This window comes from Roseixanthobacter glucoisosaccharinicivorans (genome assembly GCF_043195095.2).
Lineage (GTDB): Bacteria > Pseudomonadota > Alphaproteobacteria > Rhizobiales > Xanthobacteraceae > NCEH01.
The window spans coordinates 4,414,207-4,431,884 of record NZ_CM195538.1 but is presented as its reverse complement, the minus strand read 5'-3'; the positions used below and the strand labels follow the sequence as shown (position 1 = coordinate 4,431,884).

General features: G+C 67.7%; 15 protein-coding genes. 4 read left to right on the top strand and 11 right to left on the bottom strand.

Features of this window, described 5'->3' with window-relative positions; all coding sequences use genetic code 11:
* Positions 1–19: 19 nt before the first annotated feature.
* The 4 genes from V5F78_RS20515 to V5F78_RS20500 all read left to right on the top strand — a co-directional run bounded on the left by V5F78_RS20515 (position 20) and on the right by V5F78_RS20500 (position 6,253).
* A complete protein-coding gene (locus V5F78_RS20515) occupies positions 20–2,986 on the top strand; it encodes an FAD-binding and (Fe-S)-binding domain-containing protein (protein ID WP_394070663.1) in 2,967 nt (988 codons plus the stop codon).
* Positions 2,987–3,053: 67 nt separating this feature from the next.
* Positions 3,054–4,061, top strand: coding sequence for a Bug family tripartite tricarboxylate transporter substrate binding protein (locus tag V5F78_RS20510; protein WP_394070661.1), 1,008 nt, complete (start codon positions 3,054–3,056; stop codon positions 4,059–4,061).
* Positions 4,062–4,211: 150 nt separating this feature from the next.
* A complete protein-coding gene (locus V5F78_RS20505) occupies positions 4,212–4,730 on the top strand; it encodes a tripartite tricarboxylate transporter TctB family protein (RefSeq protein ID WP_394070659.1) in 519 nt (172 codons plus the stop codon).
* Between the two features lie 11 nt (positions 4,731–4,741).
* On the top strand, positions 4,742–6,253 hold the full coding sequence (locus V5F78_RS20500; protein WP_348845699.1) for a tripartite tricarboxylate transporter permease: 1,512 nt from the start codon (positions 4,742–4,744) through the stop codon (positions 6,251–6,253).
* Positions 6,254–6,317: 64 nt separating this feature from the next.
* On the opposite strand, the gene V5F78_RS20495 is transcribed toward V5F78_RS20500, so the two are convergent.
* The 11 genes from V5F78_RS20495 to V5F78_RS20445 form a co-directional block, all read right to left on the bottom strand.
* The gene (locus V5F78_RS20495; RefSeq protein ID WP_394070657.1) at positions 6,318–7,310 is read right to left on the bottom strand and encodes an amidohydrolase family protein; all 993 of its coding nucleotides are present in this window, start codon (positions 7,308–7,310) and stop codon (positions 6,318–6,320) included.
* Positions 7,310–8,818, bottom strand: a complete 1,509-nt coding sequence (locus V5F78_RS20490; RefSeq protein WP_394070655.1) for an aldehyde dehydrogenase — start codon at positions 8,816–8,818, stop codon at positions 7,310–7,312. Before V5F78_RS20490 ends, V5F78_RS20495 begins: the two co-directional genes overlap by 1 nt.
* Before the next feature lie 32 nt (positions 8,819–8,850).
* Positions 8,851–10,554, bottom strand: coding sequence for a thiamine pyrophosphate-requiring protein (locus tag V5F78_RS20485; RefSeq protein WP_394070653.1), 1,704 nt, complete (start codon positions 10,552–10,554; stop codon positions 8,851–8,853).
* 17 nt (positions 10,555–10,571) lie between these two features.
* Entirely contained in the window at positions 10,572–11,279 is a 708-nt protein-coding gene (locus tag V5F78_RS20480; protein ID WP_394070651.1) for a GntR family transcriptional regulator, read from the bottom strand.
* A 30-nt stretch (positions 11,280–11,309) separates the two neighbouring features.
* Positions 11,310–12,290, bottom strand: a complete 981-nt coding sequence (locus V5F78_RS20475; RefSeq protein WP_394070649.1) for an ABC transporter substrate-binding protein — start codon at positions 12,288–12,290, stop codon at positions 11,310–11,312.
* A 35-nt stretch (positions 12,291–12,325) separates the two neighbouring features.
* Positions 12,326–13,177: an ABC transporter permease gene (locus tag V5F78_RS20470; protein WP_394070647.1), complete on the bottom strand. Its 852-nt coding sequence runs from the start codon at positions 13,175–13,177 to the stop codon at positions 12,326–12,328.
* On the bottom strand, positions 13,164–14,012 hold the full coding sequence (locus V5F78_RS20465; protein ID WP_394070645.1) for an ABC transporter ATP-binding protein: 849 nt from the start codon (positions 14,010–14,012) through the stop codon (positions 13,164–13,166). Before V5F78_RS20465 ends, V5F78_RS20470 begins: the two co-directional genes overlap by 14 nt.
* Before the next feature lie 493 nt (positions 14,013–14,505).
* A complete protein-coding gene (locus tag V5F78_RS20460; RefSeq protein WP_394070644.1) occupies positions 14,506–15,918 on the bottom strand; it encodes an amidase in 1,413 nt (470 codons plus the stop codon).
* Complete coding sequence (locus tag V5F78_RS20455) at positions 15,915–16,133, bottom strand: hypothetical protein (protein WP_394070642.1); 219 nt, start codon at positions 16,131–16,133, stop codon at positions 15,915–15,917. The genes V5F78_RS20460 and V5F78_RS20455 overlap by 4 nt, the downstream gene beginning before the upstream one ends.
* 11 nt (positions 16,134–16,144) lie before the next feature.
* A complete protein-coding gene (locus tag V5F78_RS20450; protein ID WP_394070641.1) occupies positions 16,145–16,849 on the bottom strand; it encodes an ABC transporter ATP-binding protein in 705 nt (234 codons plus the stop codon).
* Complete coding sequence (locus V5F78_RS20445; RefSeq protein WP_394070639.1) at positions 16,842–17,597, bottom strand: ABC transporter ATP-binding protein; 756 nt, start codon at positions 17,595–17,597, stop codon at positions 16,842–16,844. The genes V5F78_RS20450 and V5F78_RS20445 overlap by 8 nt, the downstream gene beginning before the upstream one ends.
* Positions 17,598–17,678 lie beyond the last annotated feature (81 nt).

Genomic DNA, 17,678 nt, shown 5'->3' with positions numbered 1-17,678 from the left:
CAGGGTGGGAGAAGCGAGGATGGCGGCACGTCTGATGCCCGGGCTGGAACGTCGGCTGCGCGCCGAGACCACCGGCGACGTGCTGTTCGATCGCTTCAGCCGCGGCCGCTATGCCACGGACGCCTCGGTCTACCAGATGATGCCCGTGGGCGTGGTCGTGCCCCGCTCGGTGGACGAGGCCGAGCGCGCCATTGCCCTTGCGCGGGAAGAGGGCGCCCGCGTCTTGCCGCGCGGCGGCGGCACCTCCCAATGCGGCCAGACGCTCAACGATGCGCTGGTGGTGGATTGCTCCAAGCATTTGACGCGCATCCTCGACCTCGACGTGGAGGGGCGACGCTGCGTGGTCGAGCCGGGCATCGTGCTGGATGAGCTGAATCGCCAACTGAAGCCGCACGGCCTGTGGTTCCCGGTGGATGTCTCCACGGCCTCGCGCGCCACCATCGGCGGCATGGCGGGCAATAATTCCTGCGGCGGCCGCTCGCTGCGCTACGGCACCATGCGGGACAATGTGATCTCGCTCGACGCCGTGCTAGCGGATGGAACGCCCGCGCATTTCGGCGCCGTCTCCCCCAATCTGCACGAGATCGAGACCGGCTCGCCGCTGCTTCCCCTGGCCCAGGATCTGTTGGCGCTCGGCGCCCGCGAGGCGGACGAGGTCGCGGCCCGCTTTCCCAAGGTCCAGCGCCGCGTCGGCGGCTATAATCTCGATGCCCTGCTGCCCGGCAAGCCGCTGAACCTTGCCCATCTGCTGGTGGGCTCGGAAGGCACGCTCGCCTTCTCCACCCGCATCGAATTGAAGCTCTGGCCCGTGCTCGGCAAGCGGGCGCTCGGCGCGTGCCATTTCGGCAGCTTCTACGAGGCGATGGACGCGGCCCAGCATCTGGTGAAGCTGAAGCCCATCGCGGTGGAATTGGTGGATTCCACCTTGCTCGCGCTCGCTTCCGACATCGCCATGTTCCGCCCGACGCTGCGCCAGTTCGTGCGCGGCACGCCGGAAGCGATCCTGCTGGTGGAGTTCGCCGAAACCGAGGAGGAAAACGCCCTGCGCCTGGAGCGCCTGCACCAAATGATGGGCGATCTCGGCTTCGGCTGGGACCGCACCGGCGCCAAATGGGGCGGGGTGGTGGATGTGCTGAACCCGGCGCTCCAGGCGGCCATCGCCGATGTGCGCACGTCCGGCCTCAACATCATGATGTCCATGAAGGAAGCGGGTAAGCCGGTGTCCTTCGTGGAGGATTGCGCCGTGCCGCTGGAGCATCTCGCCGAATACACGAACCAACTCACGCAAGTGTTCGAGAAGCACGGCACGCGCGGCACCTGGTATGCCCACGCCTCGGAAGGCTGCCTGCATGTACGCCCGGTGCTCAACCTGCGCCAGGATAAGGATTTGAAAGCCATGCGCGCGATCGCCGAGGAGGCGTTTGCGCTGGTGAAATCCTACAAGGGGTCCCATTCCGGCGAGCATGGCGACGGCATCGTGCGCTCGGAATTCCACGAGACCATGTTCGGCACGCGCCTCGTGAACGCTTTTGCCGAGGTGAAGGACCGCTTCGATCCGCAAGGGCTCTACAATCCCGGCAAGATCGTTCGGGCGCCGAAGTTCGACGATCGCAGCGTGATGCGCTACGGCCCCGGCTATGCCGGCCTGCCCATGGAAACCCAGCTCGACTGGTCGGCCTATTCTGGCGCCGGCGGCGGGTTCCAGGGCGCGGTGGAGATGTGCAACAACAACGGCGCCTGCCGCAAGCTCGCGGGCGGCACCATGTGTCCCTCCTATCGCGTCACCCGCGACGAGAAGGACGTGACGCGCGGCCGCGCCAATACGCTGCGCCTCGCCGTCACCGGCCAATTGGGCTCGGATGCCTTCACCTCCGACGAAATGGCCGAGACGCTGAAGCTGTGCGTCTCCTGCAAGGGCTGCCGGCGCGAATGCCCGACGGGCGTGGACATGGCCCGCATGAAGATCGAGGTGCTGGCGGCGCGGGCGGCGAAATACGGCCATTCCCTGCGCGACCGGCTCGTGGGCTGGCTGCCGCATTATGCCCCGCTCGCGGCGAAGCTCGCGCCGCTGCTGAATTTGCGGGATCGCTTGCCGGGCGCGGCGAAGCTGTCGGAAAAGCTCACCGGCTTCAGCGCCCGCCGCACCTTGCCGCGCTGGCGGCGCGATGTGTTCGCCCCCAAGGGCGGCATGTTCGGCGATCCCGACGGGCGCGACGTGGTGCTGTTCGCCGATACGTTCAACCGGGCGTTCGAGAAGGAGAATCTCGACGCCGCGCTCGAGGTGCTCGTCGCCGGCGGCTACCGGGTGCATCTCGCCTTGCCGCCGGCCGGTGAGCGGCCCTTGTGCTGCGGGCGCACCTTTCTGTCCGTGGGACGGCCGGATCTGGCGAAGGCCGAGGCCGAGCGGGTGATTGCCGCGCTCGATCCCTTCATCTCGCGCGGCGTGCCGGTGGTAGGACTGGAGCCGAGCTGCCTGCTCACCTTCCGCGACGAGGTGCCGGCGCTGCTGAAAAGCCCGGCGGCGGAGAGGCTTGCCGCACATGCGCTGCTGTTCGAGGAGTTCCTGGCCCGCGAGCACGACCAGGGCCGGCTCGCCCTGCCGCTCGGCGCGATCGAGGGCACGGCGCTGCTGCACGGCCATTGCCACCAGAAGGCGTTCGCCGCCATGGGCGCGGTGGAAAAGACGCTCCGCCTCGTGCCGGGGCTGAAGGTGGAAACCATCGAATCCAGCTGCTGCGGCATGGCCGGTGCGTTCGGCTATGGGGCGGACACCATCGACGTGTCGCTCGCCATGGCGGAACTCTCGCTTCTGCCGGCGGTGCGCGCGGCGGGCGGGGACACCATTGTCGTGGCCGACGGAACCTCCTGCCGGCATCAGATCGCGGACGGCGCCAAACGTTCCGCGATCCATGTCGCCCGCCTCCTCTCCCGCAGCCTCGCGGCCGGCGTGGACCAGAACCAGGAGGCGCAGGAGGCCGCGCAATAAGTGCGTAACCGAACCATCCAAAGCCGGAACGAGCGCCGCAAAGGCGCCGGAAACCAAGGAGGAAGCCATGTGGAGTGCCGAGCTTAAACGCGGTGCCGTCGCCGCCATCTTCGCCGGCGGCCTGTGCGCCGCCGCCCCCGCCCTTGCCTGGGAGCCCACCAAGCCCATCGAGATCATCGTGCCGGCCGGCGCCGGTGGCGCCACCGACCAGATGGCGCGCATGATCCAGGCCGCCGTGCAGAAGAACAATCTGCTCAAGGTGCCCACCGTGGTCTCGCTGAAGGGCGGCGCCTCCGGCGGCGAGGGCCTCATGGACATGAAGGCGAGCGCGGGCGATCCCTACAAGTTCATCATCGCCCAGTCGTCGATCTATACTTTGCCGTTTTCCGCGAAACTGCCCTTCTCCTGGAAGGACATGACGCCGGTGGCGATCATCGCGCTCGATGAATTCGTGCTGTGGGTGAATTCGGGCTCGCCCTACAAGACCACGGCCGAATTCGCCGCCGCCGCCAAGAAGGCCGGCACCGAGACCCTGCGTATGGGCGGCACCGGCTCCAAGCGCGAGGACCAGATCCTCACCGCCGCCATCGAGAAGGCGACGGGCGCGAAGTTCGCCTACATCCCCTACAAGTCCGGCGGCGAGGCGGCGACCCAGCTGGTGGGCAACCACACCGAGGCCAACGTCAACAACCCGTCCGAGAATGTCGCCCAATGGCGGGCCGGTCAGGTGCGGGCGCTCTGCCTGTTCGACACCACCCGCCTGCCCTATGACGAGAAGGTCACGCCCGACATGGCGTGGAAGGACATCCCCACCTGCAAGGAAGTCGGGCTCGACATCGACTACACGATGCTGCGCGGCATCTTCCTGCCGGGCAAGGTCACGCCCGATCAGGTCGCCTTCTATCAGGATCTGTTCCGCAAGATCGCGCAGACCCCTGAATACAAGGATTACCTGAAGAACCAGGCGTTGAAGGCCGCTTATATCGAGGGCGAGGCCATGACCAAGTTCCTCCAGGAGGACGAGGCCCGCCACAAGGCGCTGATGACCGAGGCCGGCTTCATCGCCTCGCACTGAGGTGTGCGCGCGCCCTTTCCCGCACGCGGGAGAGGGCGCCATCGCACCCGGTGCGACGGGACGCCCCCGCGCCGCCCGCTCGCGGGAGCGCGCCATCGCCAGCTTCCCCGTCGGGGAAACCTTCACCCTTTTTCTTCAGCGGAGCGCGCCATGTCCGCCGACCTTCATTCTTCTCCCGCGGCCGACGACCGGGCCGTGATCTCCCGCCGCGCCGTCGATCTTTCGGTTTCGGTGCTGCTGTTCCTGGTGGCGCTCGCGCTGGCCTATGACAATTGGCAGGTCGGCATCGCCTGGGCCCCCGACGGGCCGGAGGCGGGCTATTTTCCGTTCTATCTCTGCATGATCATGGCGGCCGCCTCGCTGGTCGGCGTGGCCCGCAGCCTCACCGACGCCAGCGGACGGGACGGCTTCGTCACGCGCGGACAGGCGCGGCGGGTGATGCAGGTGTTCGTGCCGACCCTTGTGTTCGTCGCGCTGATCCAGGTGCTCGGCATCTATGTGGCGAGCTTCATCCTGGTGAGCGGCTTCATGATCTGGCTCGGCAAGGCGCCGGTGTGGAAGGCTCTGCTGACCGCCGCGATCTTCACGGCCTTCATGTTCTACGTCTTCGACGTGCAATTCACCGTCCTGATGCCCAAGGGTCCGCTCGAAGCGGCCTTCGGTCTCTGAGGAGTATCGACATGGACGCACTCCTCTCCCTGATGCACGGTTTCGAAGTCCTGCTGACGTTCGACAAGATGCTGCTGATGCTGGTGGGCATCACGCTCGGCATCCTGGTGGGCGTGCTGCCGGGGCTCGGCGGGCCAAACGGCGTCGCCATCCTGCTGCCGCTCACCTTCTCGATGGATCCGACTTCGGCCATCGTGATGCTCTCCTGCCTGTATTGGGGCGCGCTGTTCGGCGGGGCGATCACATCCATCCTGTTCAATATTCCCGGCGAAGCCTGGTCGGTGGCGACCACGTTCGACGGCTATCCCATGGCGCAGAAAGGGCAGGCGGCGGAGGCGCTCACGGCGGCCTTCACCGCCTCGTTCGTGGGTTCGCTGGTGGCGGTGCTGCTCATCACCTTTCTTGCGCCGAGCATCGCGGAATTCGCCATCTGGTTCGGGCCGCCGGAGTTCTTCGCGGTCTATCTGCTCACCTTCTGTTCGTTCGTCGGCCTGGGCCGGGAAGCGAAGCACAAGATCGTCATCTCGCTGATCGTCGGCTTCCTGCTGGCGGCGGTGGGCATGGATACGGTTTCGGGCCAGCTGCGCATGACCTATGGCTCGGTGGAGCTGCTGCGCGGGTTTGATTTCCTGGTGGCGGTCATCGGCCTGTTCGGCATCAGCGAAATCCTGCTCACCATGGAGGACCAGCTGGCCTTCAAGGGGCAGAAGGCGGTCATCCGCATGAAGGTGGTGTGGGAGACCTGGAAGACGCTGCCGCGCTATTGGGTGACGTTGCTGCGCTCGTCGGCGATTGGCTGCTGGCTCGGCATCACCCCGGGCGGGGCGATCGCGGCCTCCTTCATGGGCTACAATCTCGCCAAGCGCTTCGCCCGCGACAAGGAGGGCTTCGGCCAGGGCCGCATCGACGGCGTGCTGGCGCCCGAGACTGCCGCCCATGCCGCCGGAACCTCGGCCCTGCTGCCCATGCTGGCGCTCGGCATTCCCGGCTCCGGCACGGCGGCGGTGCTGCTGGGCGGGCTGATGGTGTGGGGGCTCCAGCCCGGTCCGCTGCTGTTCACCGAGCATGCGGACTTCGTCTGGGGGCTCATCGCCTCCATGTATCTCGGCAATATCGCGGGGCTGATCATCGTGCTCGCCACGGTGCCGCTGTTCGCGGCGGTGCTGCGCGTGCCGTTCGCCACCATCGCGCCGATGATCATCGTGTCGTGCGCGGTGGGCGCGTTCGCGGTGCAGAACGCCATGTTCGACATCTGGCTGATGCTGGCGTTCGGCGTGGTGGGCTATGTGTTCAAGAAGCTGGACTATCCGCTCGCGCCCATGGTGCTCGCCCTGGTGCTGGGCGACAAGGCGGAGGATGCGTTCCGCCAGGCCATGATCGGCGCGCGTGGCAATATGGGGGTGTTCTGGTCCAACGGGCTGGTGGGCACCATCACCACGCTCGCCCTGCTCATGTTGTTCTGGCCGGTGATCATGAAGCTGGTCGGCATGGTGCGGGGAGATCGTGCACCGCGCACCGCGTAATGCGAACGGCCCCGGTTTGTGACCGGGGCCGCGTTTTCGTTCAGACGTCGAGGATCGGGCCGGGTCAGGCTGCCCCGTCCAGCAAGGCCAGCGCGGTGCCGGCGCCGATCCGCTCGCGCTCCGCATCCGTAAGGCCGGGCACGGCGGCGAGGCTCTCCAGCGGGGTCTCGTCGCCCATATCGAACGGCGCATCGGTGCCGAGCACCACGTGATCGGCACCCACCACGTCCACCAGATGGCGCAGCGCCTGCGGGTCGAACAGGATGGTGTCGAAATAGAGCGTGCGCAGCAGATCGCGCGGCGAGGTGGTGGTGAGCGCCTTGGGTTCGGCGCGCACCTTCTGCCCGTGCACGAGGCGGCCGATCTGATAGGGCAGATAGCCCCCGCCATGGGCGACCAGCAGCTTCAGCCCCGCGAGTTCATCCAGCGCGCCCGAGAACAGCAGGTTCGCCAGCGACACCGTGGTGTCGACGGGGTTGCCCACGAGATTGGTGAGGTAATAGGCCTCCAGCCCCGCTTTCGCGCCCACATAATAGGGGTGGATGAACACCAGCACGCCAAGGTCCCGGGCCTTGCGCAGGAACGGGCGGAAGCGCGGGTCGGCGAGCTGCACGCCCTCGATGGTGGTGCCGATCTCGACCGCGCGGAAGCCGTGGGTCTTCACCGCGCGCTCCAGCTCGGCGACCGCCAGCTCGGGATGCTGCATGGGCACGCTCGCCATGCCGCGCAGGCGGTCCGGCGCGGTCGCGACCATCTCGGCGATGCCGTCATTGACGTGCCGCGCGGCGGTGGCCGCCAGCTCCGGCTCGGCCCAATAATAGAACATGGGCGGGGCGGTGGAGACGATGGAGAGATCGAGCCCCTTGCGGTCCATCACTTTCAGCTTGGCGGCGGGGTCGATGAATTCCTCGAACAGGGGATAGACATAGCCCTGCTCGTGCACCATCCGCCGCTGCGCGCCCGTGCCCTCGACGCGCGCCGCAAATCCCTTGGGATCGGCGGCGATGGCGTCGAGAATGCGCGGGGGAATGACGTGGCTGTGGATGTCGATACGCATCACGAATACCTCTTTTCGACACCGTCTTCCGCGTACCAGTCGAACGGCGCATCGGAGAGGTTGACGATCACGTTCTGGATCTGGGTGTATTCCTGGTAGGCGATCAGGCCGTTCTCGCGCCCGATGCCGCTCATCTTGAACCCGCCCCAGGGGGAGGAGGGGTCGATGCGGTGGTGGTCGTTGATCCACACGATGCCGCTCTGCATGGCGTGGGCGACACGGTGGGCGCGGGAGAGGTCGCGGGTCCAGATGGAGGTCGCAAGGCCGAAGATCGTGCCGTTGGCGAGCGCGATCGCCTCGGCCTCGGTCTCGAACGGCAGCACGCACACCACCGGCCCGAAGATCTCCTCCTGGGCGATCCGCATGTCGTTGGTGACGTCGGTGAAGATGGTCGGCGTGAAGAAGAAGCCGTTGTCGAACGCCGCGCCCTCCGGCCGCTTGCCGCCGGCCGCGAGCGTCGCGCCCTCGGCGAGGCCGATGTTCACATAGCGCTCGGTCAGCGCCCGCTGCTTCTCGGAGACCAGGGGGCCCATCTGGGTTGCCGGATCCTGGGGATCGCCGATGCGGATCGCATTGGCGCGAGCCACCAGCTTTTCCACCACCGCGTCGTGGATCGAGCGATGCACCACCAGCCGCGCACCCTGCACGCAGGTCTGGCCGGCGGCGATGAAGGAGGCGAACAAGGTGGCGGAGACCGCCCGATCCACATCGGTATCGCCGAACACGACCACCGAGGCCTTGCCGCCGAGCTCGGCGGAAACCTTTGTCAGGTTCTGCGCGGCGAGCGCGGCCACCGCCTTGCCGGTCTCCGTGCCCCCGGTCAGGTCGATCTTCTTGATGCGGGGATGGGTGGTCAGGGCATAGCCGGCGGTGCCGCCGAAGCCCGGCACCACATTATAGACGCCGTCGGGCACGCCGGCTTCCTTGAACACTTCGGCGAGCAGCAGCGGCGTGATGGGCGCCAGCTCGCTCGGCTTGACCACCATGGTGTTGCCGGCGGCCATGGAGGGCGCGACCTTCTTCACCAGGATCAGCAGCGGGTGGTTCCAGGGTGTGACATGCCCCACCACGCCGAGCGGCACCCGGCGCGTGTAATTGAGATAGCTGCCGCCGAACGGGGGCACCGTATCCTCATGGGTGCGGGCGACGGCACCGAAATAGCTGAACCATTCCGGCAGGCGGGCCAGCTGGGCGGTCATCTCGCGCCGCGCGCGGCCGATCTGGTCCACCTCGATGCCGACGATCTCGGGAAGGCGGGCCTTCAGGATCGCCGCGGCGCGATGCATGATGTCGCCGCGCTCGGCCCCGGTGAGGCCGGACCAGATGGGGAAGGCGGCTTCCGCCGCCTGCACCGCACGCTCGATATCGGCGGCATCGCCCTCCGCCACCCGGCCGACCAGGGTGCCGTTCTTGGGATTGCGCACATCGAGCACACGGCCCGAGGCCGAGGGCTCATAGGCGCCGTTGATGTAAAGGCCGAGCGGTTCCGCTCCACCGGGGGTGAACATGGCACTCTCCTCGATCAGGAATGGCGACGGGCTCAGAGCGGCCGCCGCGAGGCTTCGGTCATGATGTTGAGCACCGCGCTGCGGCCCGAGCGGACCGCCGCGAGCGCCTCAAGAAGCGCCGGCTCCACATCCTCCATGCGGGTGACGCGCCGCCCGAAGGCGCCGCACGCTTCCGCCAGGGTCTCGAACGCGGGCGATTGGGGCAGCAGGCTGCCCACGTGGCCGAACTGCTCCTGCGCGCCGTTCGGAAAATCCTGGCGCGAGGCGAGGACCACGGAATTGTAGCTCTCGTTGTTCAGCACGATCACCAGCAGCGGCACGCCATTCTGCCGCGCCGCCCACAGGGCCGGCGTCGGGGCGCCGAACATGAAGGCGCCGTCGCCGACCACGGTGACCACGAGCTGGTCGGGATCGCCGAGCCGGGCGCCGAACGATGCGCCGAGCGCCCAGCCCAGATAGGAACCACCATTGCGGAAATAGCTGCCCTCCTCGCCCGGCGTGAAGCCATAGGCGAAGGGATTGCCGGAGGTCACGGCCTCCTCGATCACCATCGCCTCGGGGGCGACGCGCGCGAGGATCGCGCCGACTTCCATGGGCGAGATGGCGCCGCCGGAAAGCGCCGCCGCGCGGCGCTGGTCACGGTCGACGACCATCTTGTCATGGCGCGCCGCAAGCGCGGCCTTGCGGGCCGCGATGCGCGGATCGTCCTGCCGCGTGCGGGCGAAGGCGATGAGGGCATCGAGCGCGCGGCCCACGTTCACGCTGTGCACGGTATCGCTGGGAAAGCCCCAGGTGGTCCAGCGCTGCATGATCGGATCATTGCCGATGTGGATGATGTGGACGTCGTCCTGCAGCTTGAGGTCCGCGGGCACGAACGGCACGTCGTGATCCACCACCACCATCAGGTCGGCATCCACCACCTGCTGCTCGGGGTTGAAGCCCAGGTGCTGCGGGTGCTCCAGCGGGGCGTTGAAGCGGCCGCGATATTCGGTGATGCCGGCGCCGGTGAGTTCCGCCAGCTCCACGAAGGCGCGCCGCAGTTCCGGCGTGCGTCCGACATAGGCGGTCACGAGCAGCGGGTTGCGGGCGGCGATGAGCCGCTCGACGATCGCCTCCGCCTCGTCCAGCGACAGCGTGCCCTGGCGCACCGAGCGGATGCGCGCCGGACCGACGAGCCCGCCGTCCTCCAGCTCGCTCATCAGCGTCTCGCGCGGGAAGGCCATATAGACCGGGCCCTGCGGCTCGCTATTGGCGATCTGGAACGCGCGGTCCACCGCCGGGCCGATGGCGGCCGGGACGGCGATGGTCTGCGTCCATTTGGTGTAATTGCGCACCAGCGCATGCTGGTCCGGCACGTCCTGGTGCCAGTTGATGAATTTCGAGCGCCCGCCGGGCACCGAGGAATCCAGCGCGGACGGCGACATGCCGGCGCACAGCAGCACCGGGATCTGCGAGGCGCGGGCATCGTTGAGCGCGCCGGCGGCATTGGCCGTGCCGACGTCCACATGCACCAGCGCCACCTGGGCGCGGCCGGTGGTGAGATAGGCCCCCTGCGCCGCCGCGCAGGCGATGACCTCGTGCGGGCAGGTGACGAGCTTGGGCAGCTTCACCTGCTGGTGGGTCAGGCTGGCATAGGCTTCCTGGAGCGCCGGGGTATCGGTGCCGGGATTGATGAAGATGGCGTCCACGTCATGGAGCGCGAGGCCCCGCAGGAACCATTCCGCGACTGTCGGCATGTTCGGTCCTTTAAAAATCAGAGCGTCTCGGCGGGATGCGGCAGGGTGGGGGACGCGATCGCGCGTTCGGCGGCCACCCGCTGCACCATGTCTGCGGTGTCGCGGAAATGTTCCGTCAGCACCCGTTGTGCCGCGCCCACGTCGCGGGTGCGGCAGGCTTCGTACAAGGCCCAGTGCTGGCGCTGGGGCGTCTCATATCCCTCGCTGTCGACCCAGATGCGCACGTAGCGCTCCACGTTCCGGCGCAGCACGTCGATCTGCTCGACGAGGCGCGGCCAGCCGCTGGCGGCGTTGATGATGGAATGGAAGCGCTGGTTCAGCTCGCGCCAGCGCTCCCGGTCCTGCGGGGCATCCATGGTGGCCAGGATCTCGCCCATCTTGGCGAGTTCCTGGTCGGTGAGGTTGGGGATCGCCCGCGTCAGCGCGAGGCATTCGAGGGCAGTGCGCATGGCGAACAGCTCCGCCACCTCCTCGGCCCGCAGCTGCGACACCTCGGTGCCGCGGAACGGGTAGCAGGTGACGAGGCCCTCCACTTCGAGCACCTTGAGCGCCTCGCGCACCGGCATGCGGCTGCATCCGAGGTCGGCCGCGATGCGGTCGGGCTCGAGGCGCGCGCCGGGTCCCAGCCGCCCCTCGATGATGGCGGCGCGCAGCACTTGCAGCACCGCATCCTTGCGGCTTGGAATGCTGCCGAGCAGCAGCTTTTCGCCGTCCGTCAGGCCCATGATGGTCGTCCTCGCTCCGGATTCATCCGCTCACTTCGCGTCAGGCGGGCGGTATCCCTGCTGGAGCGAAAAATCCACCGCCGCCTTCAGATCGACCGGAGACCGCAGCACCTTCCACTTGATCAGGTCGTCCTCGGTGAGTTTGAGGAAGTCCTCGGGAATGGTGCGCTGGTCCCAGCCCGCCTTGGCGTAGCCGAGCATGGCTTCGTCCACGGTGGTCTTGGCGCGGCGGGCGAGCACTTCGGCGGCGCGCTTGGGATCCTTCTGGATGATGTCGAGCGCGGCGAGGTGCGCCCACACCACCTTGCGCGCTTCTTCCGGGTGCGCCTTGATGAAGTCTTCGTTCAGCACCAGGGCGTTGCGGTAGATCTGGCCGTTCGCGAACACCTCGCGCCAGTCCCACAGAAGCTTCGCCTGGCCCTTCTCGATCATCTGCGAAGCATAGGGCTCGTAGACGTAATAGGCGTCGATGTCCTTGCGCTCGAGCGCGATGCCGGCCTCGGGCGGGGGCACCTGGATGAATTTCACGCTCTTGGGATCGATGCCGTGGCTCGGCAGGATGTGCTCGGCCGCCAGCAGATGCATGGTATCGAGCTGGCGCACGATGCCGAAATTCTTGATGTCCTTGTCGGAAGCGAGGTCCTTGCGGGCCACCACGGTCGCCGAGCCGTAGCTGGAGGCGCCGGCGATGACGATCGGCAGGCCGCGTGCGCGATAGGTGAGGGCGGTGGCGACCTGGGTATAGGCCGCGTCCCATTCCCCGGTCTGGAGCACCTGGCTCACGCGCTGGGAGGAGCCGCTGTCGAAGATCGGGTCGATGCCATAGGCTTTCCAGATGCCCAGCTCCTCGTCGAGGAAGGGCATCAGGTGATCCCAGCCGGGATAGCCGGCGAAGATGCGCGGGCGATAGGGCTCGGCGCTTGCCTGCGTCACGCCGAACAGCGTGGCGGCGCATAGCGAAAGGGCAGCGATCAACCGCCCGGGTCGGAACGAAAATCCGTGCCTTGTCATGTCGGCTTTTCCTGTTCTGCTCTGGAAGGGAGGGGTCAGTCGGTCCGCTGCATGCCCCAGCGCCCGATGGTGCGGCGTTCGAGCCAGTCGAAGAACACGGTCTCCACCAGCAATCCCACGATGCCGATGATGAGCATGCCGCCGATGACGAGGTCCGGGCGCAGCTGCCAGCGGGCATTGTCGATCATGAAGCCGAGCCCGTCGGTGGCGGCGAGGATCTCGGCGGAGATGATGACGCGCCAGCCGGTGCCGTAGCCGAGCCGCAGGCCGGTGAGGATGAACGGCATGGCGGCCGGGATCACCACCCGCAGGAAGGCGCGCAGCGGCTTGGTGCCGAACACCTTCACCACGCGGATATATTGCTCGTCGATGGCGGCGACGCCGGCAGCGGTGTTCACCAGGATCGGGAACACGGCGGTGATGAAGATCGCGAAGATGATCGACTTGAAGCCGAGCCCGAACCACAGGATGGCCAGCGGCACCCAGGCGACGCCGGGGATGGGATAGATGATGCGGATGGTGGTCTGCAGCGCGCTCTGCGTCCAGCGGGACCAGCCGACCACGAGGCCGAGCGGCAGGCCCACGATCACCGAGGCCACATAGCCGACCACCTGGCGCTCCAGGGAGCGCGTCACATTGTGGATCAGATCGCCGTCGTCGAACGCTTCGCGGACCGCCTGCGCCACTTCCATCGGGGTCGGCAGGAGATGGCGCGGATAGATGCCGCTGGTGGCCGCGAGGTGCCAGAGCAGGATCACACCGACCAGGAACAGATATCCCACCGCCGCATGGGCGAAGCGGGTGGCGCGCGGGCCGCGCAGGCGGTCGATCATGGAACGGGTGCCACGTTCCGTGACGGCGGAGGGGGTCGCATCAATTGGCGACATGGCTGGCTCCTTCCTGCGCCGGAGCCGGCACGCCGGCGCCGAGAATGTCCGCGAGGCCGCGATAGGTCTTGTGATGGCCGAGGCCCATCTCCTCGCCGAGCGAGTCGCGCACCTGATTGACGCGTTCCAGATAGGCCGGCGAGGTCACGTCGCGCGGCCGGGGCAGGTCGTTCTCCACCACCAGCTTCATGCGGCCGGGCCGCGAGGTCATGACGACGATGCGATCCGCGAGCTGGACCGCCTCGTCGATATTGTGGGTCACGAACAGCACCGTCTTGTTGAGCGCCTCCCAGATGGAGAGCAGTTCGTCCTGGAGCTGGGCGCGGGTGAAGGCGTCGAGCGCGGCGAACGGCTCGTCCATCAGCAGCACCTTGGGATTGACGGCGAGCGCCCGGGCGATGGAGACGCGCTGGCGCATGCCGCCGGAGAGCTGCTTGGGATGGGCGTCGGCGAACTTGTCGAGCCCCATGACGGCGAGGATCGCGCGCGCCCGCTCAAGCCGCGCGGTCTTCTCCCAGCCTTGGGATTCCAGGCCGAAGGCGACGTTCTCGGCCACCGTCAGCCAGGGAAACAGCGCATAGTCCTGGAACACATAGGCGCGGTCGGGACCCGGGCCGGTGACCTTGCGCTCGTCCACCCGCACCTCACCGCCCGATTGCTTGAGCAGGCCGGCGACGATGTTGAGCGCGGTGGTCTTGCCGCAGCCCGACGGGCCGAGCAGGCAGATGAACTCGCCGGTGGCGATGTCCAGGCTGAAGTCCTGGAGAGCCACCACCTGGCTTCCCCCCGGAGTCGAATAGGTCTTTCGCAGATTACGGATTTCGACGCGGGACATGTCATCCTCAGCGATATATCGGATCAGATATCTGTCCACATCAGAGGGAATGGCGCCGGCTTGGTCAAGCTCAAATTTTATGCAAGCTATTGATTATAAAATAGATTTCGCAAAACGCAGACGCGCCGAAGCGCGCCGCCTCCGCTTTGGAGGGACGTTCTTCCGGCGCGGACGGCGGGGAAGTCTCCCCGCCGCATGTGTTGGCGGCCGTGCCGCCGGTGTGGCTGGGCCGGATCGGCCCGAAACATTCGTTAGAGCACGCGCCGATCGACATTCAGCGGCGTGGTGCATCGTCGAGCCGCCTGACGGCACGTGCGCGCCATTGTCTTTCTTTCACCGGTCGTCATGGCCGGGCGCGTCCCGGCCATCCATGCCGGGCCGAACGTGCAGGCTTTGAAGAGCCGGTGCCAGCGGTGCCGCGTGGATGCACGGGACAAGCCCGTGCATGACGTTTCTCTCCTCAACAGCGTCGAGCCATGAAGGTCGAGCCGGCCTATAGCGCGCCGCAATCCGGCGGGATGCGCGTATGAAAATCGGTCCGGTGCTGATAGGCGTCGGCCGCGCGCAGCAGCACGCCCTCGGCATAGGGACGGCCAACCAGCTGGAACGAGGCGGGCAGGCCGTTCTGCGTAAAGCCGCACGGCACCGCCACCGCCGGCAGGCCCAGATAATTGATGCCGCGCGTGCAATGGGTGAGCTTGCCGAGCACGGTCGCGAAATCGGCCTGGGTGGTCTCCGCGATCGTCGGCACCGGAATGGCGAAGGTCGGGATATGCACCATGTCCGCCTCGCCCATGGCGGCGGCGAGCCATTCGCGGGCGATGGTGGCGCGCATCATCAGCGCCTCGGCGTAACGGGTCGCGGGGTAGGAGAGGCCCGGCATCAGGCGTGCGCGCACCTGGGCGCCGATGTCCTGCGGCCGCTCCACCAGCGCCTTGCGATGCAGGGTCGCCCCCTCCACCGCCATCACCAGCATGATGAGCGCATTGACCAGCGCCATGTCCGGCACGGCGGTCTCGACCACGCGCGCGCCGGCGTCCTTCATCACGCGCAGGCTTTCGTCCAGAAGGGCGTTGATCTCGGGCGTCGCGGCCTCGCGATAATAGGCCTGCGGCACCGCGATGGTGAGGCCGGCCAGATCGCCCGTCAGCGCGGTCTCGTAATCGCGCACCGGCGCGTTCACGCTGGAGGCGTCGCGGGCATCCGGTCCGCCGATCACGGAGAGGATGCGCGCCGCGTCCCGCGCGCTGGTGGCGAGCGGGCCGAGCGTGTCCAGCGAGGGGGCGAGCGGCATGGCGCCATACAGCGGCACCAGGCCGTGGGTGGGCTTGATGCCGGTGATGCCGCACATGCCCGCGGGATGGCGGATGGAGCCTGCGGTATCCGAGCCGAGCGCCGCCGGCACCAGCCGCGCCGCCACCGCCGCGCCCGAGCCGGACGACGAGCCGCCCGCGCCATAAGCGGTGTTCCAGGGGTTCAGCCCGTGGCCGTATTGGGCGTTGAAGCCGGTGGGCGAGAGCGCGAGTTCGGCGAGGTGGAGCGTGCCGAGATCCAGCGCGCCCGCCGCGTCCAGACGTTCCAGAGCGGTGGACGTGACGTCCGGCACGAAATCCTTGCGGATCAGCGATCCGCCGGTGCACACGCGCCCCGCCCGGTAATAGAGATCCTTATGGGCGAGCGGCACGCCGGCGAGCGGGCCGAGCGTCTCGCCCCGGGCCCGCGCCTGATCCACCGCGCGCGCGGCTTCCAGCGCGCTGTCGCGGGTGATCAGCATGATGGCGTTGAAGCGCGGACCCATGCGCTTCAGCCGGTCGAGGGCAAGGGTGGCCACCTGCTCGGCGGAAGCCTCACCCTTCGCGATGGCGTCGGCGGTCGCGACGACACCCCATTCCTGCATTTCGCTCATGGCTTGGCCTTCGTGTCGGGGGTCGGCGCGGTGAAGCTGGCGCACAAAGTCGCGAAGCTCCACGGGGCATCGGCGAGCGTGATCCGCTCGCGCGCGCCGGCTTCGATGGTCGCGTTGATCCCCAGCGCCACGTCGCGCGCCGCCGCCGCCTGGGCGGCATCGAGGGTCACGCCATTGAGCGCGCGCATGCGGCTCGTCCAATCATCTTCGGTCATGGTGAGGCCTTTCAGTGCACGCCGAGGAAGCGGGTGAGGGTTTCGGGCTGGCGGGCGATCTCGGCGGCGGGCGCCTCGTGTACCACGCGTCCGGTTTCCAGGATGTAGACCCGGTCCGCCACCGCCAGGGCGCTATAGAGGTTCTGCTCCACCAGCAGGATCGAGAGCCCGGCGCGCTTCAACTCCATCATGATGCCTTCCAGATGCTGCACCATCACCGGCGCGAGGCCCTCGGAGGGCTCGTCCATCAAGATCAGCTCGGGGTCGATCATCAGCGCGCGCGCCACCGCGAGCATCTGCCGCTCGCCGCCGGAGAGCTGGTTGCCGCGATGAGAGCGCCGCTCGGCGAGGCGGGGGAAGAATTCGAACGCCTTGGCCACCGTCCAGCCATGGGTGGCGCTGGCGGGCTTGAGCACGGTGAGGTGCTCGGTCACGGTGAGCGAGGGAAACAGCCGCCGGCCCTGGGGCACCAAGGCGATGCCGCTGCGGGCGATCAGATGGGGCGCGACGCCGAGCAGGCTCTTGCCCTTCCAGCGCACCGCGCCCTGCCGCACGTTCGGGGGCGAGAGGCCCATGATGGAGCGGATGAGCGTGGTCTTGCCCATGCCGTTGCGGCCGAGCAGGGCGACCACTTCGCTCTTGCCCACATTCAGGCTGGCGCCGTGCAGCACATGGGCGTCGCCGTAATAGGAATGGATGTCCTCAACCTCAAGCATTGTGGCGCGCCTTGCCGAGATAGACGTCCTGGACGTCGCTATTGCCGCGGATTTCCGACGGCGGCGCCTCCACCAGCAGCTTGCCGTTGTTGAGGCAGGTGACGTAGTCCACCAGCGAGAGGATCAGGTCCATGTCGTGCTCGATCAGCACCAGTGTCAGCTCGCGCGGCAGGGCGCGGATGATGTCGGAGACGATGACGCGCTCGGCCGGGGAGAGGCCGGCGGCGGGCTCGTCCAGCAGCAGCAGCTTGGGTTGAGCCACCAGCGCCATGGCCATTTCCAGCTGGCGCTGCTCGCCATAGGAGAGTTCCTTCACCGCCGCGTCGCGCCGGGTGTGCAGGCGGGAAATCTCCAGCGCCGCCCCCGCCCGGCGGGTTTCCTCCCCATCCAGCGCATCCTGGCCGAAGAAGGAAAACTTGCGCGGCGAGAGGCCCCGCACGGCGAGGCGCATGTTTTCCGCCACCGTGAGATTGGGAAACAGATTGGTGATCTGGAAGGTGCGGCTCATGCCGCGCCGGGCGCGCACGTGCACCGGCGCGCGGGTCACGTCCTTGCCGGAGAAGATCACCCGGCCGGAGGTGGCGGCGACCACGCCGGTGATGGCGTTGAACAAGGTGGTCTTGCCGGCGCCGTTGGGGCCGATGATGGCGCGCCGCTCGCCCTCTCGGACACGGATCGACACGTCATCGACGGCGCGCAACGCGCCGAACTGGACGGTGACGGAATCGAGTTGCAGAAAATCGGTCACGACGCGGGGCGCCTCGGTTCGATGCCGGCGAGCCTGCCGGCGAAGGGGAAAGCGAGAGGGGTCGGCGTCAGGGCTGAGCCC

Coding starts and splice junctions, on each gene's coding strand:
- V5F78_RS20500 (WP_348845699.1), top strand. CDS start 4,742: ATGGACGCACTCCTCTCCCTGATGCACGGTTTCGAAGTCCTGCTGACG.
- V5F78_RS20465 (WP_394070645.1), bottom strand. CDS start 14,012: ATGTCCCGCGTCGAAATCCGTAATCTGCGAAAGACCTATTCGACTCCG.
- V5F78_RS20455 (WP_394070642.1), bottom strand. CDS start 16,133: ATGACCGAAGATGATTGGACGAGCCGCATGCGCGCGCTCAATGGCGTG.
- V5F78_RS20450 (WP_394070641.1), bottom strand. CDS start 16,849: ATGCTTGAGGTTGAGGACATCCATTCCTATTACGGCGACGCCCATGTG.
- V5F78_RS20485 (WP_394070653.1), bottom strand. CDS start 10,554: ATGCCGACAGTCGCGGAATGGTTCCTGCGGGGCCTCGCGCTCCATGAC.
- V5F78_RS20475 (WP_394070649.1), bottom strand. CDS start 12,290: ATGACAAGGCACGGATTTTCGTTCCGACCCGGGCGGTTGATCGCTGCC.
- V5F78_RS20490 (WP_394070655.1), bottom strand. CDS start 8,818: ATGTTCACCCCCGGTGGAGCGGAACCGCTCGGCCTTTACATCAACGGC.
- V5F78_RS20510 (WP_394070661.1), top strand. CDS start 3,054: ATGTGGAGTGCCGAGCTTAAACGCGGTGCCGTCGCCGCCATCTTCGCC.
- V5F78_RS20480 (WP_394070651.1), bottom strand. CDS start 11,279: ATGGGCCTGACGGACGGCGAAAAGCTGCTGCTCGGCAGCATTCCAAGC.
- V5F78_RS20505 (WP_394070659.1), top strand. CDS start 4,212: ATGTCCGCCGACCTTCATTCTTCTCCCGCGGCCGACGACCGGGCCGTG.
- V5F78_RS20460 (WP_394070644.1), bottom strand. CDS start 15,918: ATGAGCGAAATGCAGGAATGGGGTGTCGTCGCGACCGCCGACGCCATC.
- V5F78_RS20515 (WP_394070663.1), top strand. CDS start 20: ATGGCGGCACGTCTGATGCCCGGGCTGGAACGTCGGCTGCGCGCCGAG.
- V5F78_RS20470 (WP_394070647.1), bottom strand. CDS start 13,177: ATGTCGCCAATTGATGCGACCCCCTCCGCCGTCACGGAACGTGGCACC.
- V5F78_RS20495 (WP_394070657.1), bottom strand. CDS start 7,310: ATGCGTATCGACATCCACAGCCACGTCATTCCCCCGCGCATTCTCGAC.